Here is a 23,687-nt window from a genome sequence, read left to right on the forward strand (position 1 = left end):
TTCGGGAGCCGGGGCCGGATCGGTTCACCCGGTTTTGGGGAGGCCGTGGGCACAGGGGTGGTGGTTGACCGCCGCGTCGGTGCTCGCCGAGGCTCGTGGGGCCCGGGCAACCGGAAGCCCGGCTCGGAACGAAGGACGGGCATGACTGCTTCGCGACAGGTCCGCCACCGGCGGGGCACGGCGCTGCTGCTGGCCCTGGTGACCGGCGTGCTCTTCCTGGCCACGGCGCCGTCCGCGCTCGCCCACGACGGGCTGGTGGGCACCACACCGGCGGCGGGCGCCACCGTGGAGTCCTCCCCGTCCACGGTCGGGCTCGTCTTCTCCGGCGAACCGCTGCCGCTCGGCACGCTCGTCCTGGTGACGGACGCCGACGGCGCAGTCCTCTCCGAAGGGGACGCGGAGGTCCGGGGCACCTCCGTGGTCCAGCGCCTCATCGCCGACCGGCCCGCCGGGACCTACCAGGTCGTCTGGCGGAGCACGTCCTCGGACGGGCACCCGCTCACGGGCACCTTCGACTTCGCCGTGGCCACGGCGACGACCCCGGCCGCGTCCTCTGCCGGGCCCGCGGCGCCGACGCCGGACCCCGCAGCACCGTCACCGGAGGCCGCGACGCCGTCGCCCGCGGCGGCGGCCGCCGACGTGGACGCCGCCGGTCCCGGCGGGGTGTGGGTGGCCGTCGGCGCCGTCGTGCTGGTCGGGCTCGGCATCCTCGTCGCGGGCCGGCTGCGCGGACGTCCGTGAGCCTCGCCGTGCCCGCGCGTGCCGTCGCCGTCGACGACGCCCGCGCACGCACCCGGTGGCGGCCGCCACGCGCCGTCGGGCTCACGGCCGCGGGCCTGGCCGCCCTCCTCCTCGGCGCTCTGGTCGTCGGGGGCGGGGCTCCCGAGCCGGCTCCCTCCGGGCTCCCCGGCGCCGGCCCGCTGGTCGGCTGGGGGCTGCCGGTGATCACGCTGGCCGGCCGGGTGTCGGCGGTGGGGACGGTCGGCGCCCTCCTCCTCGCCGCCGTCCTGCTGCCCCGGCGGGCCGGCCCGCCCGAGGAGGTCCGACGGGCGCTCCGCGCCGCATCGACCTGGGCGCTCGCGTGGGCCGGAGCGGCCGCCCTCGGCGCGCTGCTCACCGTCAGCCGGCTGGTCGGCACACCCCCGACGTCGCTGACCTGGGCCTCGCTGCGGGTCTTCCTCGAGGAGACCGGCGCCGGCCGCGCGGGCCTGCTGGTGGCGGCGCTCGCGGGCCTCGTCGGCATCGCCGCCCGCCGCAGCGCAGGCGCTCCCGCCGCGGGGCTCCTCCTGCTGGTGGCCGGCGCGGCGCTCGTCGTCCCGGTCGTGCTCACCGGCCACGCCTCGGCGGCGGAGGACCGGCTGCTCGCCGTCACGACCCTCGGGATCCACGTCGTCGCCGCGGCCGCGTGGGTCGGTGGTCTGCTGGCCCTCCTCGCCTACGCCCGCCGCGGCGCCGCGGTGGCCGAGGCCGCGTCCCGGTTCAGCCGCCTCGCCCTGGGCTGCTTCCTGGCCACGGCCGTCTCCGGGGTGCTCTCCGCCGTGCTCCTGCTCGGCGGCACCGAGGCGGCGGTGACGGCGCTGGGCACCGGCTACGGCGCCCTGCTGCTGGCCAAGACCGCCGGGCTGACCGTGCTCGGCGTGCTCGGCCTGCACCACCGCCGGCACACCCTCCCCCTGCTGCGCGCGGGCCAGGGGCGCGAGTTCCGCCGGTTCGCCGCCGGCGAGGTCGTGCTGATGCTCGCCACCGTGACGCTGGCCGTCGCGCTCGCGGCCTCCCCTCCCCCGGCGGGCGCCACGCACACCGCCGCGTCGGCCACGGCACCGGCGGGCAGCGCCGACCCGATGGCCGGCCACGACCACGGCGAGCTGTCGGTGGGGGTGCTGGTCGACGACGAGCGCTTCCACGTCGCCGGCCCGGTCGCCCCGGGGTCCCGGGTGAGCGTGTTCAACGCCGGCGCCGCGGAGGTGACCCTCACCGCGGCCGACGGGTCCTTCGACGTCGTCGTCCCCGGCGGGACGCTGACCACCTTCCTGGCCCCCGCGGAGCCAGGCGCCCACCCCTTCGCCAGCCGCCACTCGGCGGAGTTGACCGACGTCCTGGTCGTCAGCCGGTGAGGGGACGGGGGCCCTTCAGCCGGGGTCCTTACTCGTCCTCGGTGCGGTAGCCGAGGTTCGGCGAGAGCCACCGCTCCGCCTCGGCGACCGTCCAGCCCTTGCGGGCGGCGTAGTCCTCGACCTGGTCGCGGCCCACCCGGCCCAGCACGAAGTACTGCGCCTGCGGGTGGGCGAAGTACAGCCCGCTCACCGCCGCGCCGGGCCACATGGCCAGGCTCTCGGTGAGCTGGATGCCCGTGGCGGCCTCGACGTCGAGCAGGTCCCAGATGGTGAGCTTCTCGGTGTGCTCCGGGCACGCCGGGTAACCCGGGGCGGGGCGGATGCCGCGGTACTTCTCCGCGATCAGCGCCTCGTTGTCCAGCGACTCGTCGGCGGCGTAGCCCCAGAACTCCCGGCGGACCCGCTGGTGCAGCCGCTCGGCGAACGCCTCGGCCAGCCGGTCGGCCAGCGCCTCGAGCATGATCGCGCTGTAGTCGTCGTTGTCCTTCTTGAAAGCCGCCACCCGCTCGGCCGAGCCCAGCCCGGCGGTCACCGCGAAGGCGCCGACGTAGTCGCGCAGACCGGTCTCCCGGGGCGCCACGAAGTCCGCCAGCGACTTGCGCGCGGAGCCGTCGCGACCCTCGGTCTGCTGCCGCAGCTGGTGCAGCGTGGCGCGGACGGCGGTGCGTGACTCGTCGGTGTAGACCTCGATGTCCTCGCCCCCGACCCGGTTGGCCGGGAACAACCCGAAGACGCCGCTGGCCCGCAGCCACCGCTCCGCCACGATCCGGTCGAGCATCGCCTGCGCGTCCTCGTACAGCCGCCGGGCCGCCTCACCGGTCGCCGGGTTGTGCAGGATGTCGGGGAACCGCCCGCGCATCTCCCAGGCGTTGAAGAACGGCTGCCAGTCGATGTACTCCCGCAGCTCGGCCAGCGGGTAGTCGGGGAAGGTCTTCACGAACTGCGTGGCGTGCCCGTGCCGGTGGTCGCAGGTGGGGCCGTCGCAGACGTCCTTCGCCTGCTGGAGGAGCATCCGCGGCCGCGGCGGGGTGTAGCCGCTCCAGTCCACCGGGGTCGCCTTCGCCCGTGCCTGCGCCAGCGGCAGCAGGGTCCGGCTGTCCTGCCGGGCGGCGTGCCGCTCCCGCAGGGCCGCGTAGTCGGCCTCGGTCTCGGCCAGCAGGCCGGGCCGCTGCTCGTCCGACAGCAGCGCGGCGACCACGGGGACCGACCGGGAGGCGTCCTTCACCCAGATCACCGGGCCGTGGTACTTCTGCGCCACCTTCACGGCCGTGTGCGCCCGCGAGGTCGTGGCGCCCCCGATGAGCAGCGGGATCTCGAAGCCCTGCCGCTCCATCTCCGAGGCGAGGCCGACCATCTCGTCCAGCGAGGGCGTGATCAGCCCGGAGAGCCCGATGATGTCGGCGCCCTCCTCCTTGGCGGCGTCCAGGATCCGCTGCCCCGGCACCATGACCCCGAGGTCGACGACGTCGTAGTTGTTGCACTGCAGGACGACGCCCACGATGTTCTTGCCGATGTCGTGGACGTCGCCCTTCACGGTGGCCATGACCACCTTGCCGTTGCTGCGCTCGGCGTCGCCGGGCTGCTTCTCCGCCTCGATGAACGGGATGAGGTAGGCGACGGCCTTCTTCATCACCCGCGCGGACTTCACCACCTGCGGCAGGAACATCTTCCCGGCGCCGAACAGGTCGCCGACGACGTTCATCCCGTCCATCAGCGGACCCTCGATGACCTCGATGGGCCGCCCACCGCGCGCGGCGATCTCCCGGCGCAGCTCCTCGGTGTCGTCCTCGACGTGCGCGTCGATGCCCTTCACGAGCGCGTGGGTGATCCGCTCCCCCACCGGCAGGGCCCGCCACTCCTCGGTGGCGACCTCGCGGGCCGCGCCGTCCCCGGCGTAGTCGCCGGCGATCTCCAGCAGCCGCTCGGTGGCGTCCGGGCGCCGGTTGAGGACGACGTCCTCGATCCGCTCCCGCAGCTCCGCCGGCACCTCGTCGTAGACCTCGAGGGCTCCGGCGTTGACGATCCCCATGTCCATGCCGGCCCTGATGGCGTGGAAGAGGAAGACCGCGTGGATCGCCTCGCGGACGCGGTTGTTGCCCCGGAAGGAGAACGAGACGTTCGAGACGCCGCCGGAGACCAGCGCGCCGGGCAGGTTCCGCTTGATCCAGCGCGTCGCCTCGATGAAGTCGACGCCGTAGTTCGCGTGCTCCTCGATCCCCGTGGCGACGGCGAAGACGTTCGGGTCGAAGATGATGTCCTCGGCCGGGAAGCCCACCCGCGTGGTGAGGACGTCGTAGGCGCGGCGGCAGATCTCGATGCGCCGCTCGAGGGTGTCGGCCTGGCCCTGCTCGTCGAAGGCCATGACCACGGCGGCCGCCCCGTACCTCCGGCAGAGCGTGGCCTGGTGGACGAACTCCTCCTCGCCGTTCTTCAGCGAGATGGAGTTGACGATCGCCTTGCCCTGGACGTTCTTCAGCCCTGCCTCGATCACCTCCCACTTGGAGGAGTCGATCATCGTGGGCACGCGGCAGATGTCGGGCTCGGCGGCGATCAGCTTGGTGAAGCGGTCCATCGCCTCGACGCCGTCGATCATCCCCTCGTCCATGTTGACGTCGATGACCTGCGCGCCGGCCTCCACCTGCTGGCGGGCGACGGCGAGCGCGGCCGGGTAGTCGCCGGCCTTGACGAGGTTCCGGAAACGCGCGGACCCGGTGATGTTGGTGCGTTCGCCGACGTTGACGAACAGCGACTCCTCGCTGACCGCGAGCGGCTCGAGGCCGGACAGCCGCAGCGCCGGGCGGGGCTGCGCCGGGGTGCGGGGCGACGCTCCCTCCACCGACCGGGCGATCGCCGCGATGTGCGCCGGCGTGGTGCCGCAGCAGCCGCCCACGAGGTTCACGAATCCGGACTCGGCGAACTCGGCGACGATCGCCGCCGTCTCCTCCGGCGACTCGTCGTACTCGCCGAAGGCGTTGGGCAGGCCGGCGTTCGGGTAGCAGGAGACGAACGTGTCGGCGACCCGCGAGAGCTCGGCGACGTAGGGCCGCATCTCCTTCGCCCCGAGCGCGCAGTTCAGCCCGACCAGGAGCGGCCGCACGTGCCGGACGGAGTTCCAGAAGGCCTCGGTGACCTGCCCGGACAAGGTGCGCCCGGAGGCGTCGGTGATCGTGCCGGAGATCAGGACCGGCCAGCGGCGGCCGCGCTGCTCGAACAGCGTCTCGAGCGCGAAGATCGCCGCCTTGGCGTTGAGCGTGTCGAAGATCGTCTCGATCAGCAGGGCGTCGACCCCGCCGTCGACCAGGCCGTCCGCCTGCTCGAGGTAGGCCTCGACGAGCTCGTCGAAGCTGACGTTGCGGGCCCCCGGGTCGTTGACGTCCGGGGAGATCGAGGCGGTCCGGCTGGTGGGGCCGATCGCTCCGGCGACGAAGCGCGGCCTCCCGGGAGTGCGGGCGGCCATCGCGTCGGCCTCGCGGCGGGCCAGCCGGGCCGAGGCCAGGTTCAGCTCGTAGGCCAGCTCCTGCATGCCGTAGTCGGCCAGCGAGATCGACGTCGCGTTGAAGGTGTTGGTCTCGATCAGGTCCGCGCCGGCCTCGAGGTACTCGCGGTGGATGCCGGCGATGATCTCCGGCTGCGTGATGCTGAGCAGGTCGTTGTTGCCCTGGACGTCGCTCGGCCAGTCGGCGAAGCGCTCGCCGCGGTAGCCCGCCTCGTCGGGGCGGTCCCGCTGGATGGCCGTCCCCATGGCGCCGTCGAGCACCAGGATCCGCTGCTGCATCAGGGCGGTGAGCGCCGCTGTGGCATCGGGGCGGAGGTCGGGTGACTCGGACACGGTGATCCCCAGTGGTTCTGCTCGATGGGCGTGCGGGCCTCGCGCTCCGTCACCCCGGCGGGCTGGCCCAGGCCTGGGCGTTCCCGATGTCGGCGCCCATTCTCGCACCCGGGTCCCCCCAGCTGCAGCGGGCGTCGGGGACCGGGCAACCCGACGGTGGGAGAACCGCGGGCGTGCGCCGGGCGGGACGGCGGGATCGACGTAGGCTGGCAGAGGTGATCGATCCGAAGCCCGACGCAGATGACCTGCCGCAGCTCACCGACCCGGTGGTCGTGGTGGCGTTCGAGGGCTGGAACGACGCCGGCGACGCCGCGACGGGGGCCGTCGAGCACCTCGAGCTGATCTGGGACGCGAAGCCGCTGGCGGCGCTGGACCCCGAGGACTACTACGACTTCCAGGTCAACCGGCCCACGGTCTCGCTGGTGGGCGGGGTGAGCCGGCGCATCGAGTGGCCGACCACCCGCATCTCGGTGGCCCGGCCCGAGGGGCTGGACCGCGACGTCGTGCTGATCCGCGGCATCGAGCCGAACATGCGCTGGCGCAGCTTCTGCGAGGAGCTGCTGGAGATCCTCGACGAGCTCGACGCCTCGATCGTCGTCGCCCTCGGCGCGCTGCTCGCCGACACCCCGCACACCCGGCCCACCCCCGTCACCGGCTCCGCCTACGACGGCGAGTCGGCCCGCGCGTACGGGCTGGAGACCTCCCGCTACGAGGGCCCGACCGGCATCCTGGGCGTGTTCCAGGACGCCTGCGTGCAGGCCGGCCTCCCGGCGATCAGCTTCTGGGCCGCCGTCCCGCACTACGTGTCGCAGCCGCCGTCGCCCCGGGCCACCGTCGCGCTCCTCCAGCGGGTCGAGGAGGTCCTGGAGGTCACCGTGCCGCTCGGCGTGCTGCCGCAGCAGGCCGAGGACTGGGTGAAGACGGTCGACGAGATGGCCAGCGAGGACGCCGAGGTGGTCGAGTACGTGCGCTCGCTGGAGGAGCGCGCCACCGAGGTCGACCTCTCGCAGGCCAACGGCGACCAGATCGCCCGCGAGTTCGAGCGCTACCTCCGCCGCCGCGGAGGCCCCGCCGGCGGCGCCTGACCCCGCTCGGCATGGTCGCGGCGAGTGGGCCCCGGAGGGGGTCGGCGTCGTCGCGACGGTGGGGCTCAGCGGCAGCCGGGACGGCCGTTGGTCGCGGTGCGGTCCGGAGGCTCGCCATGCAGCAGCGGTCGCATCTGGGCCGAGGCGTCGGCATCGAAGAGCCGGTCGTGCGTGGCGAGGGCGTACCGGTCGGTCATCCCGGAGACGTAGTCCACGACCTGGGTGAGCGGGTCGGCCTCGGTGTCGCGGTAGCTGGCCGGGATCAGCTCCGGGTGCGCCAGGTGGTGGTCGACCAGCCGGCGGATGACGTCGATCGCGAGGTGCTTCTGCCCGGCGGCGACGTCGGAGGCGTAGACGCGGGCGAACAGGAAGTCCCGCAGTTCGTGCATCGCCGCGAGCGGCTCCGGCGTCATGACGACGCGGCCGCCGTCGGCCAGCGAGCCCTCGACGACGGCGTCGATCATCGCGCCGACCATCTCGCTGCCCGGCTGCCCGAAGACGGCGAGGGCGCGCGAGGGCAGGTCGGCGACGCGGATCACCCCCGCCCTCACGGCATCCAGGGCGTCGTGGGACAGGTAGCCGATCCGGTCGGCGTACCGCACGCACTCCGCCTCGCGGGTGGCCGGCGGCGGGTCGATCTTCCAGCTGTGCGCGCGGATGCCGTCGCGCACCTCCCACGTGAGGTTGAGGTCCTCGAGCACCTCGACGATCCGCACCCCCTGCGCGGCGTGGTGCCACCCGCCGGGGACGTAGGGGTCGAAGGCGTCCTCGCCGATGTGGCCGAACGGCGAGTGCCCGACGTCGTGGCCGAGCGCGATCGCCTCGGCGAGCGTCTCGTTGAGCCCCAGCGCCCGGGCCAGCGAGCGCGCCACCTGCGTCACCTGCAGCGTGTGCGTGAGCCGGGTGACGAAGTGGTCGCCGTCAGGGTGGAGGAAGACCTGCGTCTTGTGCTTGAGCCGGCGGAAGGCCTTGGCGTGCAGGATCCGGTCGCGGTCGCGCTCGAAAGCGGTGCGCAGGGCGTCCTCCGGCTCCGGGCGGGCCCGGCCGCGGGTGGCCGACGCCCGGGTCGCGGCGGGCGCGAGCTGCTCCTCGGCCCGCTGGCGGGCCGCCCGGTCGGTCAGCCGGAAGGATCCGCCGGGCGCGCTGGTCATCAGGCCTCCTGCAGATCGACGCCCAGGAGCGCGTCGACGGCGTCGCTCACCACCTGCGGCGCGTGCTCCTCCAGGTCGTCCCCGCCGGCCAGGGTGCGGGCGGCCCAGGCGTCGACCAGCGCGATCGCACCCGGGCTGTCGAGGTCGTCGGCGAGCCGCTCGCGCAGCCCGTGCAGCACCGGCCCCGCGGGGGCGCCCGCCTCGCGCCCGACCGCCTGCCGCCACGTCGCCAGCCGCTCCTGGGCCTCGGCGAGGAGGTCGCCGGTCCAGGTCCGATCGGTGCGGTAGTGGCCCGAGAGGAGCGCCAGCCGGATCGCCATGGGGTCCACGCCCTCCCCCCGCAGCTTGGAGACGAACACCAGGTTGCCCCGGCTCTTGCTCATCTTCTCGCCGTCCAGGCCGATCATCGCCGCGTGCACGTAGGCCCGGGCGAACGGCTTGGTGGCGGTGAGCGCCTCGGCGTGCACGGCGGAGAACTCGTGGTGCGGGAAGACGAGGTCGCTGCCCCCGCCCTGGACGTCGAAGCCCATGCCGATGGTGTCCAGGGCGATCGTGGCGCACTCGATGTGCCAGCCGGGGCGGCCCCGCCGGCCGTGCGGGCCGGGCCACGCCGGCTCTCCGGCGCGCTCGCCACGCCACAGCATGGGGTCCAGCCGGTTGCGCTTGCCTGCCCGGTCGGGGTCGCCGCCGCGCTCGGCGGAGTACGCCAGCATCGTGGCCTCGTCGTAGCCGGACTCCGTCCCGAACCCGGGCGCCTGGGCGACGTCGTGGTAGATGTCGCCGGTGCCGTCGTCGAGCACGTAGGCCAGCCCCTCGTCGAGCAGCCGCTCGACGTGCGCCACGATCCGCGGGATCGACTCGACGGCACCCACGTAGTCCTCGGGCGGCAGCACGCGCAGCGCCGTCATGTCCTCCCGGAACAGGGCCGTCTCGCGCATGGCCAGGACGATCCAGTCCTCGCCGTCGCGCTCGGCGCGATCGAGCAACGGGTCGTCGATGTCGGTCACGTTCTGCACGTAGTGGACGGCGTGCCCCGCGTCCCGCCACACCCGGTTGACGAGGTCGAAGGCCAGGTAGGTGGCGGCGTGGCCGAGGTGCGTGGCGTCGTAGGGGGTGATGCCGCAGACGTACATCCGCGCCGTCCGGTCCGGCGTCGTCGCCACGATCTCGCCGCGGGCGGTGTCGTAGACCTTGAGGACGGGGCCGGTGCCGGGCAGGGTCGGCAGCAGCGGGGCGGGCCAGGAGAGCACGGCACGAGCCTAGAGGCGTGGTCCGACGGCACCCCGCCCGCACGTCCGTGCGGGTCATCACGTCGGAGGGCCGGGTGCGCACCGCAGCGGCCCACGAGGAGGAGCGATGCAGCTGTCCGAGTACCTCCCGGCCCTGCGGCGGGTCGACGCCCGGTTCGCCGACGCCGCGGCCGAGGCGCTCCTGGACCGCGGGTGGCAGGCGCCCGTGCCCGGGTGCCCCGGCTGGACGCTCGCCGACCTGGTGCGGCACCTGGGCGAGGTGCAGCACTTCTGGGCGTGGGTGGTGCGCACGCGTGCCCAGGACCCCTCGGCCTACCCCCAGCCGCGACGGATCGAGGACGACGAGCTGCTGGGGTACGTGGCGGCGCAGAGCGCGGAGCTGGAGACGGCGCTGGCCGGGGCCGACCCCGCGGAGCGCGTGTGGACCTGGGCGCCGCAGAAGGACGTGGCGTTCGTCCTGCGCCGGCAGCTGCAGGAGGCCACCGTGCACACCGTCGACGTCGAGCAGGTGCTCGGCGACGTGCGCCCGGTGCCCACCGCGGTGGCGATGGACGGCCTGGACGAGTGGCTGGAGGTCATGGTTCCGGGCGCCCTCCCCGACGGCCCGCCCGAGCAGGCCCACCCCGTAGTCCTGCACGCGGTGGACGCCGATGCCGAGCGCACCCTCTTCCCCGGCACGAAGCCCTTCCCGATCGCCGCGCTCACGGGGACGGCCGGTGACCTGCTCCTGGCCGTGTGGCGCCGGGTGCCGCTGGAGGTGCTCACCGTCGACGGCGACGGCCTCCAGGCGGCCGCGATGATCGACCTCGTGAAGCTGGACTGAGGGGCCGGCGCCTCCGGCTCACGGCCAGGTCACCGCGTGGCGGTCGAACTCCTCGCCGGTCTGGACGCCGACGACGCAGAACACCAGCCCGGCCGGGTCGAGCATCTGCCAGAACCGGCCCATGTCGCGGTGCCGGGTGGCGCCCAGGGCCTCGAGCCGGGCCACCTCGGCGGGGATGTCGTCGGTCTCGACGTCGACGTGCCAGCGCGGCGGCGTGCCCTCGCCCGTCCGCTGGACCTCCACGTGCCAGCCGTCGGCGAACGAGCCCAGGGACGCCCACTTCTCGTCGGCGGGATCGGGCTGCGCGGTGCGCCCGGTGGCGCCGGCCCAGAAGGCGGTGCCGGCGGCGTGGTGCTCCGGCGGGAGGTCGAGCAGGAGGATCGACAGCCGGCTGCGATGCATGCGCCGGAGGGTAGTGAGCCGCCCTGCGAGGCGAACCGCCGAGCGGGGGCCGGAGGCCTCCCGAGGCGGCGAAGGGGCCGGCTCGGCGCAACGGGGGGACGGCACCTGGCCGCGGTGGGAGCCCGGAGGGCGACAGTGTGCTCAGAACGGCGGCCAGGGCAGGGCCGGCCACTCCCCGCTCGGCTCGGGGTGCCGGCCGGTGCGCAGCAGCTCGGCCACCCGCCGCTGGGTGCAGCGCACCTCGGCGCGGGTCAGGTGCTCGTGCAGCCGGTCCCCGAGGTCCCCGCGCAGCTCGTCCCCGAGCCGCTCCAGCACCTCGATCGCCTCGGCGGTCAGCGGCTTGCCGGCCCAGCCCCAGAGCAGGGTGCGCAGCTTGGGGTCGACGGAGAAGCAGATGCCGTGGTCGATGCCGTGCACGTGGCCGCCGGGCATCGGGATGATGTGGCCGCCCTTGCGGTCGGCGTTGTTCACCACCGCGTCGAAGACGGCCATGCGGCGCAGCGCCGGGTCGTCGCGGCGGACGAAGGCGGCGAGGTCGACCTCCTCGTCGCCGTCCACCCACAGCTGCACCATCCCGGGCCCGAACGGCCCCTCGCGCAGCACGGTGGGCGGGACGATCCGCCAGCCGGTCGCCTCGGACACCAGGTAGGCCGAGATCTCCCGCCCGGCGAGGGTGCCGTCGGGGAAGTCCCACAGCGGCCGCTCCCCCGCGACCGGCTTGTAGACGCACTCGGCGACCAGGTCACCGGCGCGGATGGCGCCGACCAGAGTCACGTTCGAGGCGTCGAGCATGCGCCCCTCGAGGTCGATGACGCCCTCGGTGAGGAGCCGCCGCGCCTCCTCGTCGCCGGCGGGCGGCCGGAGGACGGTGTCCTCCGCGGGGTCGCCGCTCAGCGGCGGTAGCCGTTCTGCCGCGGGCACACGTGGCCCACCGGGTCGAGCGGTAGCGAGCACAGCGGGCAGGACGGGCGGCCGGCCGCCACGACCCGCCGGGCGCGGGCGATGAAGGCGCGCGCGGCCATGGGGGTGATGGTCACCCTCAGGGCGTCGGGCCCCTCCTCGCTGTCGGAGAGGATGGCGTCCTCCTCGATCGGCTCCTCACCGGCGGCGACCGCCTCGACGACGACGGCCTCCTCGGTGCCGTCCCAGGCCAGCCCCATCGCGGCGACGCGGAACTCCTCGTCGACCGGCGCGGTGAGCGGCTCGAGGTCGTCGACGTCGGCCTCCGGCGGGATCACCGTGCCCGCCCGGCCGGCGACCTCGTCGAGCAGGTCGCTCATCCGCTCGGCCAGGACCTGCACCTGGGTCTTCTCCAGCGCGACGCTGACCGTGCGGCCGCTGTCGTCACTGGCCTGGAGGTAGAAGGTGCGGTCCCCGGGCTGCCCCACCGTCCCTGCGACGAACCGGCTGGGGCGATCGAAGAGATGGACCTGGCGGGGCACGCGCCCAGGTTACGCGGTGGAAGGACCCCGTCCTCCCCACGCCTCGCACCCTCCGGAGGGGCCCGCGAGGTCAGGCGCTCGCGCCCGCCCCACCGCCGACGACGGCGTCGGAGGCGGCCTTGCGGCGTCGGCCCTTGCGCGGCGGCGGGATCAGCGCGGCGACGTCGCCACCGGTGTCGTTGACCCGCGCGACGAACGGTCGGGTGTCGGTGTAGCTGACCACCGAGATCGAGGCCGGGTCGACGACGATCCGCTGGAAGGAGTCCAGGTGCAGCCCCAGGGCGTCGGCCAGGATCGCCTTGATGACGTCGCCGTGGCTGCAGGCCAGCCACACCGCGTCGGGGCCGAGCCGGGCGTTCCACCCTCGGACGGCGGCGACGGCCCGCGCCTGGGTCTGCGCGAGCCCCTCCCCGTCCGGCCCGGGGAAGACGGCGGCCGAGGGGTGCTGCTGGACCACCTTCCAGAGCGGCTCCTTGGCCAGCTCCTTGAGCGGCCGACCGGTCCAGTCGCCGTAGCGGGCCTCGCCCAGCCGGTCGTCGGTCGCCGGCTCGAGGTCGCGCCCGGCGAGCACCGCACCCGCGGTCTGCCGGCAGCGCTCCAGCGGGCTGCTGACGACAGCGGCCAGCGGCACCGGCGCCAGCCGCTCCCCCACCGCCCGCGCCTGCGCCTGGCCGGTCTCGTCGAGCTGGACACCGGGCGTCCACCCGGCGAGCACGCCGCCGGTGTTCGCGGTGCTCCGGCCGTGGCGCAGGAGGATGACGGTGGTCACGGCGCCGAGCGTAGGTGGTACCAGCACGTTCTCCTCGCCCGCCGGGTCGGGCGGCGCCCCGGAACGTCGACGGAGGGACCTCCCGCCCGGCGCACGTGACGATCCGGTGACGGGAGGCCGACCCGGGTTCCGGCTGCACGGGCGAGTGGGCAGGCCCCAGGGGACCGGACACCCGAGACCGGAAGCGAGATCGCGATGATGCGACTGCTGCTCGCCGGGCTGGGCGCCAGCTCCCTGCTGGTGACCACCGCCGGCGCTACCCCCGCCCCTCCCCCGACCGTCGTCCCGGATCTCCCGGGGACGCTGCAGGCAGCCGGATCGCCGCTGCCTCCGGTCGGTGAGCCCGGCACGGAGACCGTGCAGGATGACGCCTTCCCGGCCGGTGGCTCTCCGGCCTACCTGACCGACGTGCGCGCCGCCGGGCACGAGGAGTTCGACCGGTTCGTCCTCGAGTTCGAGGGCGACGACGTGCCGAGCTACCGGGTGGGCTACGTCGAGCCGCCGATCACCGAGGACGGCTCGGGCCGCGAGGTGCAGGTGGCCGGCTCCGCGTTCCTCGAGGTGCGGGTCAGCCCGGCCAGCGGCGTCGACCTCTCCGGCGAGGAGCCCCGCGAGACCTACACCGGGCGGGACCACATCACCGCCCCCGGCGGCGAGGTGATCACCGAGGCGGTGGAGACCGGCGACTTCGAGTCGATGCTGGCCTGGACGATCGGCCTCGAGGAACAGGTGCCCTTCGGCGTCGCGGAGCTCTCCGATCCGGCCCGGCTGGTCGTCGACGTCCTGCACGAGCCCGGCGGGGACGGCGGGTCCGGCGGCCTGGACCCGATCGGCGAGGGCGGCACCGCCGACGTCGACGTCGAGGGCACCGGCGCGCCGGTCGTGCTGACCGACGTCCGGCTGGGCGCCCACGAAGGCTTCGACCGGATCGTGTTCGAGCTCGCCGGCGACGGCGAGGCCGGCTACCAGGTCGGCTACACCGAGGACCCGAGGAGCGCGGGGTCGGGCCTGCCGCTGGACGTCCCCGGCGACGCGACGCTGGGGATCACGCTGTCCGACCTGCTGCTCCCGCCCGACGCCCCTGAGGGCGTCGAGCCGTGGGAGGGACGGGAGCGCCTGGAGATCGCCGGGACCAGCACGCTGGAGGCCCTGATCGCCGACACCCTCTTCGAGGGGCGCTACTCCTTCTACGCCGGCCTGGACCAGCAGCGCCCGTTCGCCGTGGCCCGGCTGTCGGATCCGCAGCGGATCGTCGTCGACGTGCTCACGCGCGAGCCGTCCGACGGCGTCACCCTCGGGGAGACCTGCACCAGCCCGGCGGGCTTCGCGATCGACCATCCGTCGGACTGGTCGGTCAACGCCGGGGAGACCGTGCCCTCCTGCAGCCGGTTCTCGCCGCAGGACTTCGACGTGCCCGACGCCACCGACGTCCGGGTGGCGGCGATCGCCGTGTCCGTCGAGCCGGTCCCCTTCGACCGGGTGACCCAGGAGCAGCCCGGTGAGCAGGCGCGCCGCGAGCTGACCGTGGACGACCGGGACGCCGTGCGGATCGAGCGCACCGCCACCGGGGAGGGCTTCTGGCCGGAGGGCATGCCGTCGACCCGGTACGCCATCGCCCTCGAGGACGGCGAGAACGGCCCGCGGACCCTCGTCGCCGACACCGTGGGGCTGCCCCGGTTCGACTACGAGCGCAACGTCGCGGTGCTGGACGCGATGATCGAGACGCTGGACCTCGACGCGGCCCCGGAGGCCTGAGCCCCACCACCCACGGCGACCCGGAGCCCGACCGGTTCCGGGTCGCCGTGGCGCTCAGCGCGGGGCGGGCGAGGGGCTGATACCGGTGGACCCCACGGGGTCGAGGACGCCGGTGAAGACCAGCAGGAGGATGAGCAGCCCCAGCACGATGCGGTAGACGACGAACGGGGTGAAGCTGCCCCGGTCCAGGTAGCGCAGCAGCCAGGCGATCACCGTGAGCCCGATGCCGAAGGCGATGACCGTGGCGAGGATGGTCGGCCCCCAGCTGATGCCCGGACCCTCCACGTCGCCGGTGAGCGCCTCGTACGTCTGGAAGAAGCCGGAGCCGAGGACCGCGGGCACCGCCAGCAGGAACGAGTAGCGCGCCGCCGCCGACCGGGTGTAGCCGAGGAAGAGGCCCGCGGTGATCGTGCCGCCGGACCGGGAGACGCCGGGGATGAGCGCCATCGCCTGGGCGAAGCCGTAGCCGATGCCGTGCGGCACGGTGAGCTGGTCGAGCTCCCGCCGCTTGGCCCCGGCGCGGTCGGCCCAGAACAGCACCAGGGAGAACAGGATCAGCGCCGTCGCGACGATCCGCAGGTCGCGGAAGGTCGTCTCGATCTCCTCCTGGAACAGCAGGCCGAGGACGACGATCGGCAGGCTGCCGATGATGATCAGCCAGCCCATGCGGGCGTCGGGGTCGCCCTTGCGGCGGCCGCCGAGCGACGCGATCCAGGCGGTGACGATCCGCCAGATGTCGTGGCGGAAGTACAGGAGGACGGCGGCCTCGGTGCCGATCTGGGTGATGGCGGTGAACGCCGCGCCCGGGTCGCCCCACCCGAAGGCCTCGCCCACCACGCGCAGGTGGGCGCTGGAGGAGATCGGCAGGAACTCGGTGAGCCCCTGCACGATGCCCAGGACGACCGCCTCGATCCAGCCCACGTCAGCACCCCCCGGTCGGGACACGGGCGGCCGGGCAGGAGCAGCAGCGTTCGGGCACGGGTGCCCACCCTAGGCGTCGCCCCCTGCGCCACCCGGCGCGCCGCCCCGGGTGGCCGGTGCTCCCGGGTGCCGGGCGGTCGGCGGCGGTAGGTTGGCCGGTCGTGGAGCAACGGGCGTTGGGGCGCAGCGGTCTGGTCGTGTCCCGGCTCGCGCTGGGGACGATGACCTGGGGCGGCGACACCGACGAGGACGAGGCCGCCATGCAGCTCACGGCCTTCGTCGACGCCGGCGGCACGCTGGTCGACACCGCCGACGTCTACTGCGACGGGGAGAGCGAGCGCACCCTGGGCCACCTCCTCGCCGACGTCGTGCCGCGGTCGCAGGTGCTCGTGGCCACCAAGGCCGTCGGGCGCACGGGCCCCGGCCCGATGGGCCGCGGGGCCTCCCGGGGGCACCTGATCCCGGCGCTGGACGCCTCGCTGGAGCGGCTGGGCCTGGACTACGTCGACCTCTGGCAGCTGCACGCCTGGGACGAGACGACGCCGCTGGAGGAGACCCTGGCCGCCTGCGACCTGGCCGTCTCCTCCGGCCGCGCGCGCTACGTCGGCGTCAGCAACTTCACCGGCTGGCAGACCGCCCAGGCGGCGACCTGGCAGCGGGCCTGGCCGGGGCGGACCCCGCTGGTCAGCACCCAGGTCGAGTACTCGCTGCTGCAGCGCGGCGTCGAGCGGGAGGTCGTGCCGGCGGCCGAGGCGCTGGGGCTGGGCGTGCTCGCCTGGTCCCCCCTGGGTCGCGGGTTGCTGACCGGCAAGTACCGGCACAGCACGCCGTCGGAGTCCCGGGGCGCCTCGGCGCAGTGGCAGGGGTTCATCGACGGGCTCCGCTCGGCCACCGCCGACCGCATCGTCGAGGCGGTCATCACCGCCGCCCAGGGGCTGGGGACGACGCCGCTCGCCGTGGCGCTGGCCTGGGTGCGCGACCGGCCGGGCGTCGTCGCCCCCGTGGTGGGTGCCCGCACCGCCCAGCAGCTGCAGGCGTCCATCGACGCCGACACCGTCCGGCTGCCCGCGGCGATCCGCACGGCGCTGGAGGACGTCTCCGCCCCGCACTTCAGCTACCCCGATCGCCGGTCGGACCGGTGAGCGCGCACCCGACGACCCCCGGCCCGGACCTGGTCTTCGCCGCCTTCTGCACCGCCGGGCTGTGGCCGGGGCTGGGCAAGCGCGCGGCGGCCGAGCTGCCGGCCGCGGGCATCACCACCCCCGACGACGTCACCGCCGACAGGCTGCTGAAGCTGCCGCGGGTGGGCCGGCAGCGGGCCGAGCGGCTCTTCTCCAGCTTCCTCGCCGCCGCCCCCACCTACGAGGTGGTCGAGCTGCTCGTCGGCGCCGGCCTGCCGGCCAAGCTGGCCGCCGGGGTCGCCGACGCGCTCGGCCCGGACGCCGCCCGCCGCCTGCGGGACGACCCGTGGGCCCTGCTGGGCCTCTCGGGGGTCTCCCTCGGCGACGCCGACCGGCTCGCCATCGCCGTCCTCAAGGGCGCCGACCGGCAGGACGCCCGGCGCGGCCGCGCGATCGTGGGGCTCACCCTGCGGACGGCGACCCGCGACGGGCACACCGTGCTGCCGGTCGACCTGGTCGTCGCCGCGCTGCAGGCGGAGGGCATCGCCGACCCGGCGGCCGCCATCGTGGCGGCCGTCGAGTCCGGTGACGTGCTCGACCACGAGCCGCCCGAACCGGAGTTCGACGAGGACGCGGACGAGCCGGCCGAGCCGGACCCGGCGCTGCGGATGCTGTCGCTGGCGCGCTACGGCATGGCCGAGGAGGCGGTGGCCGAGAACGTGGCCCGGCTGGCCGCCGCCGCGGAGCGGATCGCCGACCCCGCGTCGGTGCGCTCGGTGGCGAAGGGGCTCGACGAGGCGCAGAAGAAGGCCGTGGCCCAGGTGCTCTCGGCCGGGGTCAGCCTGCTGACCGGCGGCCCGGGCACCGGCAAGAGCCGCACCATCGCCGCGATCGTGCAACTGCTGCGGACCAAGGGCACCGACGTCGCCCTCGCCGCGCCGACCGGGCGGGCGGCCAAGCGGCTGGAGGAGCTCACCGACCACCCGGCCGTGACGGTGCACCGGCTGCTCGGCGCGCAGGGCGCCTCCGGCGGGTTTTCCCGCAACGAGGAGTGGCCGCTGGACGCCGACGTGATCGTGGTCGACGAGGCCTCGATGCTCGACGTCGAGCTCACCGCCGCGCTGCTGGAGGCCTGCCCCGACGGCACGCACCTGCTGCTGGTCGGTGACCCCGCGCAGCTGCCCTCGATCGGCCCGGGGCACGTGCTCGGCGACCTGATCGACTCCGGCGTCGTCCCCGTGACCGAGCTGAGCACCCTCTACCGCCAGGCCGAGGGCGGGGCGATCGCCCGGCTCGCGTCTTCGGTCCGCGGCGGCGAGCTGCCGCCGGTCGACTCCCCCGACCGCGAGGTCGTCGTCGTGCCGGCCACCGGCAGCGCCGAGGCCGCCCGGCGGGTGGTGCAGCTGGTCACCGACTCGATCCCGCGCGCGCTCGGCATCGATCCGGGCGCGGTGCAGGTGGTCACCCCGGTGCACCGGGGGCCGGCGGGCACGATCGAGCTCAACAAGGCGCTCAAGGCCCAGCTGAACCCGGGTGACGGGACCGTCTTCGGTTTCGACGTCGGCGACCGCGTCGTGGCGACCGCCAACCACCTGGATCTCGAACCCACCGGCTTCGCCAACGGCGAGGTGGGCGTGGTCACCGGCACCGGCGACGGGTCGCTGAACGTCGACTTCAGCTCCGGCCCGGTGACGGTGAGCGGCAACGCGCTCCCCGACCTGCGCCACGGCTGGGCGATCACCGTGCACCGCGCGCAGGGGTCCGAGTGGCCCGGCGTCGTCGTCGTGCTGCCGCCGGAGGCGGGCGGGATGCTCTCCCGCCCGCTGGTCTACACCGCCCTCACGCGGGCGCAGCGGCACCTGTCGATCGTGCACGCCAGCGGCGCCGCCCTGGCGCGGGCGGTGCGCGACGTCGACGTCCGGCCGCGGCGCACCCGGCTGGCCGAGCTGCTGCGCGAGATCGCCGGCTAGCGGTGGCCGCGCCGTCCCGCCCGGGCGGCGCAGAGCAGCTGCCCCACCGCGGCGCCGAGCTGCCCCGCGCAGGCGAGCGGCCGGGTGAAGGGGACGCGCACGTCGGTGTGCCCGTACGGCCGCTCGACGCGCAGCCGGAAGCCGAACCGGTCCAGCCCCAGCGGGCGGACGACGCCGGCCGGGCCCACCACCTCGGGCGGGATCCGGGCGGCGAGCAGCTCGAGGACGTCGGCGTGGGCGCCGGCGAGGTGGCGCAGGTGGTCGGCCTCGACGGCGGCCAGCGGATCCGGGCGCGCTGCGGCGAACTCCTGGGGGCTCACGTCGACCCCCGCCCCACCCTCGCCCAGCACCACCTCCGCGAGGTCGAGCCGCAGCAGCAGCGCGCTCCGGCCGACGTCGAGCAGTGCCTCCGTGGGCCGGGTCTCGGCGAAGGCCAGCAGGGCGGCGCGCTGGTCCTCGGGCCGGACGGGGGTCGCCCACCCGGAGAGCCACAGCTGCGCCCTCGTCGGCCGGCGCAGCGGCACGGGCGCGTGGTCGCTGACCAACAGCAGGGCGGAGAGGTCCTGGTCGGGGGCCTGCCGGACGGCCGCGGCGACGTCCCCGTCGGCGGGGACGACGAGCAGCACCTGCCCGGCGCGCGTGACGGTGTGCGCCAGCAGCCGGCCGCCGCCGGTGCCGGGGGCGCAGACGGTCGCCGCGATCCGGGTGGCGATGGTGCGGGCGCGCTCGGCCGGCTCCGGGCGCAGCGCGTCGGCCTCGGGACGGCGCTCGGGTGCGGGGTGGGTCGGGCTGCTCGGCATGGCCCCTCCTCGATCAGTTAGGGCAGCCTAACCAAACGAGAGCGGATCCGGCCAGCGTGCGTGATCGCCGCTCGGCGCTCAGGACCGGTGCGGGACCGCGCGCGGCGACGGACGCCGCCGGTCCTGGAGGATGCGGCCGACGAGGACACCGCCCACCAGCGCGAGCAGGCCCCACAGCGCCGCGGTGGGGCCCTGCGCGGTCGAGACGAGGAGCACGGCGCCGACCGCGACCCCGAGCAGCAGCCCGCGCAGGAACCGGGTGGCCATCGACCGGGTCGGGCCCGGCGCATCCAGCACCGGGGTGGGGTGCCCGGCGGCACGGGCCCACCGCTCGGCGGCGGCGTGCACCTCGGCCTCGGCCGACCCGTGGCCGTCCCTGGTCATCGATCCACCTCCCGGCGTCCGCCGCCCACTCTGGTGGCCGGCGGGCCGCGGGGCAGCCCGGGAGGGCCGATTCACCCGGCCGACGGTCCGCCGGCCGGGTGGGCGTCGCGCCCCCGGCCCCCGTCCGGCCGATGAGGCCCCGCGGACAGTCGCCCTCTGCCCACCGGGGCGGGGCAGAGAGCGTCCCAGGGAGTCCTGGGGGCGGCCGCCCGGGGCGCCGTCCGATCGGGCGGCTCCGGGGCGCCGCGGCGCCGTCTCAGCCGGGCTGGTCCTCGTCGTCCAGCGGCACGTCGGCCTCCTGCTCCAGGACGTCGGCGTCGTCGGCCTCGCGCGCACCCAGCGGGCCGCGCGGGGCGCCGGCCTCGCCGGGGCGTGCGGCCAGCTGCTGCTCCAGCGCATCCGCCTCCGGCACGTCCCCGGCGGGCGGGCTCGCCTCGGCCGCGCGGGTCGGCGCGGGCGGCTGGAGGGGCGCCTCCTGCTCCGCGCGGTCGGCGTCGGGCACGTCGCTCGAGAAACCGGGCTCGGTCACGTCGTCCTCCCCTGAGAAGCGGCTGCGGTCTGCCCCCATCGTGCCGTCCACCTGCGCAGCCGGCAGGGCGGGACGGTGTGAGGGAGATGACGAACACGTGCCCGCGGCGCGAACGCCGGGCACAATCGGCGCGATGGACACCGCCGGGGACTACGAGTTCGCGCCGCTGCGCATCCCGCCGGGCACGTCCCGGTCCGCGGCCGCCACGATGCTCAGCCTGCAGTCGGACGTCGGCGGCTGGGAGCTTGCCCGTCTGCAGCTGCACGCCGACGGCACCCGCAAGGTCATCCTGCGCCGCCGCGCCCGCCTCTCCTACCTGCCCAAGCCGCTGGTCTAGGCGGCGCGCCGCTCAGCAGTGGCGGGCCAGGCCCGGTCCCCGCCCGGCCGGCTCAGGGAACGAGCACGACCTTGCCGACGGTGTCGCGGGAGGCGAGCTTGAGCAGCGCCTGCGGGGCCTGGTCCAGCGGCAGGACCTCGCCGACCAGCGGGTCGACCTTGCCCTCTCCGAAGAGCCGGACCAGCTGCTCGTGGGTCTGGGTGAACACGGAGGGGTCGTGCTTGCGGTACAGCCCCCAGTGCAGCCCGACGACGCTGTAGTTCTTCACCAGCATGTGGTTGGCCGGTGCGTCGGGGATGCGCCCGCTGGTGAACCCGACGACGACCAGCCGCCCCTCGAAGGCGATGCACTTGCGCGACTTGTCGAAGACGTCGCCGCCCACCGGGTCGTAGACGACGTCGGCGCCGCGGCCGCCGGTCAGCTCCTTGACGATGGGGACGAAGTCCTCGGTCGTGTAGTCGATGACGTGGTCGGCGCCGAGCTGCGTGCACACCTCGGTCTTGCGCGCCCCGCCCGCGGTGGCGATGACGGTCGCTCCGGCGGCCTTGCCCAGCTGGATCGCGGCGGTGCCCACGCCACCGGCGCCGGCGTGGACGAGCAGCGTCTCGCCCGCCTGCAGGTGCGCGCGGCGGTGCAGGCCGACGTAGCCGGTCTGGTAGGTCAGGTAGAGCGAGGCGGCCTTCTCGTCGGTCATGCCCTCGGGCACGGGGAAGGCGGCCGCGGCGTCCATGAGGGCGTATTCGGCGAAGGCGCCGGGCCCACCGGCCGGCGAGCCGATGACCCGCTGGCCGGTCTCGACGATCTCGCCGCACAGCTCCACGCCGGGCGTGTAGGGCAGCGGCGGCTTCTCCTGGTACATGCCCATGGCCATCAGCACGTCGGGGAAGTTCAGGGCCGCCGCCCGCACCTTGACCAGCACCTGGCCCTCGCCCGGTGTGGGCCGGTCGACCTCGTCGAGGCTCATGACCTTCGAGGGATCACCGAGTTCGTGTACCCGCCATGCACGCATGGGCCCGACCTTGCCAGACGACCGGTGACCGTCGTCACGGGGGCCGCTTGGCCCCGGCGGCCCCGCCGTGCCAGGGTGCGCAGCGGTGGTCGCCCTCCCGGGCGGCCTCAGGAGGGGAACCCATGATCGAGCACGTGACCGACCGGCTGCGCTTCCTGGGCGCGTTCCTGGCCCACCCCCGGCAGGTGGGCGCCGTCCTGCCGACCTCGCGCGCCGCGGTCCGCGACATGCTTGACATGGCCGACGTGCCGGCCGCCGACCTGGTCGTCGAGCTCGGGGCGGGCACCGGGGCGCAGACCCAGGAGATCCTGGCCCGGCTGCGCCCCGGCGCGCGGCTGATCACGATGGAGATCGACCCGCGGCTGGCCAAGCTCCTCGACGAGCGGTTCGACGACCCGCGGGTGCAGGTGGTGTGCGACTCCGCGGAGAACCTCGCCGCCCACCTGGGCGACGCGCGCGCCGACGTCGTCGTCTCCGCGCTGCCCTACACCTCGCTCGAGCCGGGGCTCCGGCGGCGGATCCTGGACGTCGTCCCCCGGTCGATGGCGCCGGGCGGCACGACCGTGGTCATCCAGTACTCACCGCTGCTGCTGCCGGAGCTGCGGAAGCGGTTCACCGCGGTGCGCTGGCGGGTCACCCCGTGGAACGTCCCGCCGGCCTTCCTGTTCGCCTGCACCGACCCGGTCGAGAGCTGATCAGGGCCCCGTCCGGCCCTGTTCCGAACGGCGGGCCAACGCGGCGTTCATCGCCTCGAACCCGGCGAGCGTGGCACCGTCGAGGAAGCCCTTCAGCGGGCGCACCAGCAGGCCGCGGAAGGATTCGCTCTGGACCAGCCGGGTGCCCGACGGCACGCCGGTCAGCTCGAAGCGGTGCCGACCGTCGAACACCCCTGGGACGCCGAGGTGCCCCAGCCACTCGAACACCTCCCCCGGCACGACCTCGGTGACCTGCGGCTTGATCGGCAGGGGACGGCCGCCGGGCGGCTGCAACCGCATCGACAGCCGCGCCCCCACCTCGGCGGTGCCGGCGGCACTGGGGATGAAGGGGTTCCACTCGACGTAGGACGCCAGGTCGGTGAGATGCGCCCACACCGTGCCCGGCGAGGCCGCGATCTCGATCTCGCTGTGGATCCGGTGCTTCATCGGGTTGCCTCCAGCACGTCGGGGCGTTCCTCGACGTCCTACCGCATCGACGGCGGGCGCAGCGCCTCCGGGACGACGGCGGTCTCGCCGGTCGCCGTCTTGGCGCTGGGGACGCCCTTGAACTTGTAGGGCACCGTGCCCACGCCCGGCTGGATGACGTAGGCCGCTCCCGGCTCGGCCTGCCCCCACGCCATGATCATCGCGTCGGCGACCTCGTCGGCGGTGAGCACCGGGAAGCCCGCGGCGGTGAACTGGTCGCGGATGCGGTCGATGATCGCCGTGTCGGCGAAGCCGGGGCAGATCGCGGAGATCGTCGTCCCCTCGGCGGCCAGGCGCGGGGCCATCGAGCGCACGAAGGCGATGGCCCCGCCCTTGGCGACGCTGTAGCCGGGGTCGGTGGCCATCGGCGAGAGCCCGGCCAGCGACGCGGTGACGACGATCGCCCCTCCCCCGGCCCGCTTGATCGCCGGGCGGGCCGCGGCGACGCCGTAGACGACGCCGAACAGGTCGATGTCGACGACGCGCATGAACTCGTCCAGGTCGAGGGCGTCGTCGCTCTTGGCCGCCGAGATGCCGGCGTTGAGGTAGGCGGCGTCGAGGCGGCCGTGGTCGCCCTCGATGCGGGCGACGAGCTCCTCGTTGGCGGCGCGGTCGGTGACGTCGAGGACGGCGAACTCGCAGCCCAGGTCGGCCGCGACCTGGCGGTTGCGCTCGCTGTCGAGGTCGGCGAGGACGACGGTGACCTCGCGCTCGCGCAGCTTCGTGGCGAGGGCGCGGCCGAAGCCGCCCGTCCCTCCGGTGATGAGGGCGACGGAACCGGGGCGGGGTGCGGGAGTGGTGGAGGTCACCCCGGC

The 23,687-nt window shown here is 74.9% G+C and carries 23 protein-coding genes; 9 read left to right on the top strand and 14 right to left on the bottom strand.

The features are described from left to right. Positions 1-141 precede the first annotated feature (141 nt). A complete protein-coding gene (locus tag ACI792_RS05235) occupies positions 142-741 on the top strand; it encodes a copper resistance CopC family protein (RefSeq protein ID WP_456601643.1) in 600 nt (199 codons plus the stop codon). Continuing rightward, complete coding sequence (locus ACI792_RS05240; protein ID WP_456601644.1) at positions 738-2,114, top strand: copper resistance D family protein; 1,377 nt, start codon at positions 738-740, stop codon at positions 2,112-2,114. The genes ACI792_RS05235 and ACI792_RS05240 overlap by 4 nt, the downstream gene beginning before the upstream one ends. Positions 2,115-2,142: 28 nt before the next feature. On the opposite strand, the gene metH is transcribed toward ACI792_RS05240, so the two are convergent. After that, on the bottom strand, positions 2,143-5,943 hold the full coding sequence (gene metH / locus ACI792_RS05245; protein WP_456601645.1) for a methionine synthase: 3,801 nt from the start codon (positions 5,941-5,943) through the stop codon (positions 2,143-2,145). A gap of 215 nt (positions 5,944-6,158) precedes the next feature. Here metH and ACI792_RS05250 point away from each other — a divergent pair, with 215 nt between their 5' ends. Next, a complete protein-coding gene (locus ACI792_RS05250; protein ID WP_456601646.1) occupies positions 6,159-7,028 on the top strand; it encodes a PAC2 family protein in 870 nt (289 codons plus the stop codon). A 65-nt stretch (positions 7,029-7,093) separates the two neighbouring features. Here ACI792_RS05250 and ACI792_RS05255 read toward each other — a convergent pair whose 3' ends face one another. Together ACI792_RS05255 and mshC are read right to left on the bottom strand one after the other, a co-directional pair. Further along, the gene (locus ACI792_RS05255; RefSeq protein ID WP_456601647.1) at positions 7,094-8,179 is read right to left on the bottom strand and encodes an HD domain-containing protein; all 1,086 of its coding nucleotides are present in this window, start codon (positions 8,177-8,179) and stop codon (positions 7,094-7,096) included. Next, positions 8,179-9,429 (bottom strand): cysteine--1-D-myo-inosityl 2-amino-2-deoxy-alpha-D-glucopyranoside ligase, encoded by a 1,251-nt coding sequence (gene mshC / locus ACI792_RS05260; protein WP_456601648.1) that lies wholly within the window; start codon positions 9,427-9,429, stop codon positions 8,179-8,181. The genes ACI792_RS05255 and mshC overlap by 1 nt, the downstream gene beginning before the upstream one ends. A 106-nt stretch (positions 9,430-9,535) precedes the next feature. Here mshC and ACI792_RS05265 point away from each other — a divergent pair, with 106 nt between their 5' ends. Then, on the top strand, positions 9,536-10,252 hold the full coding sequence (locus tag ACI792_RS05265; RefSeq protein WP_456601649.1) for a maleylpyruvate isomerase family mycothiol-dependent enzyme: 717 nt from the start codon (positions 9,536-9,538) through the stop codon (positions 10,250-10,252). 18 nt (positions 10,253-10,270) lie between these two features. Here the strand turns inward: ACI792_RS05265 and ACI792_RS05270 are convergent, their stop codons facing one another. The 4 genes from ACI792_RS05270 to ACI792_RS05285 form a co-directional block, all read right to left on the bottom strand. After that, positions 10,271-10,654, bottom strand: a complete 384-nt coding sequence (locus ACI792_RS05270) for a VOC family protein (protein ID WP_456601650.1) — start codon at positions 10,652-10,654, stop codon at positions 10,271-10,273. 141 nt (positions 10,655-10,795) lie between these two features. Continuing rightward, the gene (locus ACI792_RS05275) at positions 10,796-11,575 is read right to left on the bottom strand and encodes an SCO1664 family protein (protein ID WP_456601651.1); all 780 of its coding nucleotides are present in this window, start codon (positions 11,573-11,575) and stop codon (positions 10,796-10,798) included. Then, entirely contained in the window at positions 11,545-12,096 is a 552-nt protein-coding gene (locus tag ACI792_RS05280; protein WP_456601652.1) for a DUF3090 family protein, read from the bottom strand. Before ACI792_RS05280 ends, ACI792_RS05275 begins: the two co-directional genes overlap by 31 nt. A gap of 70 nt (positions 12,097-12,166) precedes the next feature. Continuing rightward, the gene (locus ACI792_RS05285) at positions 12,167-12,865 is read right to left on the bottom strand and encodes a histidine phosphatase family protein (protein WP_456601653.1); all 699 of its coding nucleotides are present in this window, start codon (positions 12,863-12,865) and stop codon (positions 12,167-12,169) included. A 195-nt stretch (positions 12,866-13,060) separates the two neighbouring features. Between ACI792_RS05285 and ACI792_RS05290 the strand changes: the two genes are divergently transcribed. Beyond that, the gene (locus ACI792_RS05290) at positions 13,061-14,620 is read left to right on the top strand and encodes an AMIN-like domain-containing (lipo)protein (protein ID WP_456601654.1); all 1,560 of its coding nucleotides are present in this window, start codon (positions 13,061-13,063) and stop codon (positions 14,618-14,620) included. Positions 14,621-14,674: 54 nt separating this feature from the next. Here ACI792_RS05290 and ACI792_RS05295 read toward each other — a convergent pair whose 3' ends face one another. Next, positions 14,675-15,541, bottom strand: a complete 867-nt coding sequence (locus ACI792_RS05295; RefSeq protein ID WP_456601655.1) for an undecaprenyl-diphosphate phosphatase — start codon at positions 15,539-15,541, stop codon at positions 14,675-14,677. A gap of 176 nt (positions 15,542-15,717) precedes the next feature. Between ACI792_RS05295 and ACI792_RS05300 the strand changes: the two genes are divergently transcribed. Both ACI792_RS05300 and ACI792_RS05305 read left to right on the top strand, forming a co-directional pair. Then, on the top strand, positions 15,718-16,683 hold the full coding sequence (locus ACI792_RS05300; RefSeq protein ID WP_456601656.1) for an aldo/keto reductase: 966 nt from the start codon (positions 15,718-15,720) through the stop codon (positions 16,681-16,683). Further along, positions 16,680-18,632, top strand: a complete 1,953-nt coding sequence (locus ACI792_RS05305; RefSeq protein ID WP_456601657.1) for an AAA family ATPase — start codon at positions 16,680-16,682, stop codon at positions 18,630-18,632. The genes ACI792_RS05300 and ACI792_RS05305 overlap by 4 nt, the downstream gene beginning before the upstream one ends. Here the strand turns inward: ACI792_RS05305 and ACI792_RS05310 are convergent. From ACI792_RS05310 to ACI792_RS05320, 3 genes are all read right to left on the bottom strand, one after another. Next, entirely contained in the window at positions 18,629-19,432 is an 804-nt protein-coding gene (locus tag ACI792_RS05310) for a DUF2470 domain-containing protein (RefSeq protein WP_456601658.1), read from the bottom strand. The genes ACI792_RS05305 and ACI792_RS05310 overlap by 4 nt on opposite strands. A gap of 78 nt (positions 19,433-19,510) precedes the next feature. Beyond that, positions 19,511-19,816 carry a hypothetical protein gene (locus ACI792_RS05315; protein ID WP_456601659.1) on the bottom strand — a complete coding sequence of 102 codons (306 nt, stop codon included), beginning with the start codon at positions 19,814-19,816 and terminating at the stop codon, positions 19,511-19,513. Between the two features lie 256 nt (positions 19,817-20,072). After that, positions 20,073-20,345 (bottom strand): hypothetical protein, encoded by a 273-nt coding sequence (locus ACI792_RS05320; protein ID WP_456581398.1) that lies wholly within the window; start codon positions 20,343-20,345, stop codon positions 20,073-20,075. 133 nt (positions 20,346-20,478) lie between these two features. On the opposite strand from ACI792_RS05320, the gene ACI792_RS05325 reads away from it, so the two are divergent. Next, positions 20,479-20,682, top strand: a complete 204-nt coding sequence (locus tag ACI792_RS05325) for a DUF5703 family protein (protein ID WP_091934805.1) — start codon at positions 20,479-20,481, stop codon at positions 20,680-20,682. Positions 20,683-20,734: 52 nt separating this feature from the next. Here ACI792_RS05325 and ACI792_RS05330 read toward each other — a convergent pair whose 3' ends face one another. Beyond that, positions 20,735-21,646: an NADPH:quinone oxidoreductase family protein gene (locus ACI792_RS05330; RefSeq protein ID WP_456601660.1), complete on the bottom strand. Its 912-nt coding sequence runs from the start codon at positions 21,644-21,646 to the stop codon at positions 20,735-20,737. A 167-nt stretch (positions 21,647-21,813) separates the two neighbouring features. On the opposite strand from ACI792_RS05330, the gene ACI792_RS05335 reads away from it, so the two are divergent. Further along, positions 21,814-22,386, top strand: coding sequence for a class I SAM-dependent methyltransferase (locus tag ACI792_RS05335; RefSeq protein ID WP_456601661.1), 573 nt, complete (start codon positions 21,814-21,816; stop codon positions 22,384-22,386). Here ACI792_RS05335 and ACI792_RS05340 read toward each other — a convergent pair whose 3' ends face one another. Continuing rightward, the gene (locus ACI792_RS05340; RefSeq protein WP_456601662.1) at positions 22,387-22,833 is read right to left on the bottom strand and encodes an SRPBCC family protein; all 447 of its coding nucleotides are present in this window, start codon (positions 22,831-22,833) and stop codon (positions 22,387-22,389) included. Positions 22,834-22,871: 38 nt separating this feature from the next. Then, entirely contained in the window at positions 22,872-23,681 is an 810-nt protein-coding gene (locus tag ACI792_RS05345) for an SDR family oxidoreductase (protein ID WP_456601663.1), read from the bottom strand. Between the last annotated feature and the right edge of the window lie 6 nt (positions 23,682-23,687).

Source organism: Blastococcus sp. SYSU DS0669 (assembly GCF_054050895.1).

Coding starts and splice junctions, on each gene's coding strand:
- ACI792_RS05235 (WP_456601643.1), top strand. CDS start 142: ATGACTGCTTCGCGACAGGTCCGCCACCGGCGGGGCACGGCGCTGCTG.
- ACI792_RS05255 (WP_456601647.1), bottom strand. CDS start 8,179: ATGACCAGCGCGCCCGGCGGATCCTTCCGGCTGACCGACCGGGCGGCC.
- ACI792_RS05265 (WP_456601649.1), top strand. CDS start 9,536: ATGCAGCTGTCCGAGTACCTCCCGGCCCTGCGGCGGGTCGACGCCCGG.
- ACI792_RS05270 (WP_456601650.1), bottom strand. CDS start 10,654: ATGCATCGCAGCCGGCTGTCGATCCTCCTGCTCGACCTCCCGCCGGAG.
- ACI792_RS05290 (WP_456601654.1), top strand. CDS start 13,061: ATGATGCGACTGCTGCTCGCCGGGCTGGGCGCCAGCTCCCTGCTGGTG.
- ACI792_RS05310 (WP_456601658.1), bottom strand. CDS start 19,432: ATGCCGAGCAGCCCGACCCACCCCGCACCCGAGCGCCGTCCCGAGGCC.
- ACI792_RS05315 (WP_456601659.1), bottom strand. CDS start 19,816: ATGACCAGGGACGGCCACGGGTCGGCCGAGGCCGAGGTGCACGCCGCC.
- ACI792_RS05325 (WP_091934805.1), top strand. CDS start 20,479: ATGGACACCGCCGGGGACTACGAGTTCGCGCCGCTGCGCATCCCGCCG.
- ACI792_RS05330 (WP_456601660.1), bottom strand. CDS start 21,646: ATGAGCCTCGACGAGGTCGACCGGCCCACACCGGGCGAGGGCCAGGTG.
- ACI792_RS05335 (WP_456601661.1), top strand. CDS start 21,814: ATGATCGAGCACGTGACCGACCGGCTGCGCTTCCTGGGCGCGTTCCTG.
- ACI792_RS05340 (WP_456601662.1), bottom strand. CDS start 22,833: ATGAAGCACCGGATCCACAGCGAGATCGAGATCGCGGCCTCGCCGGGC.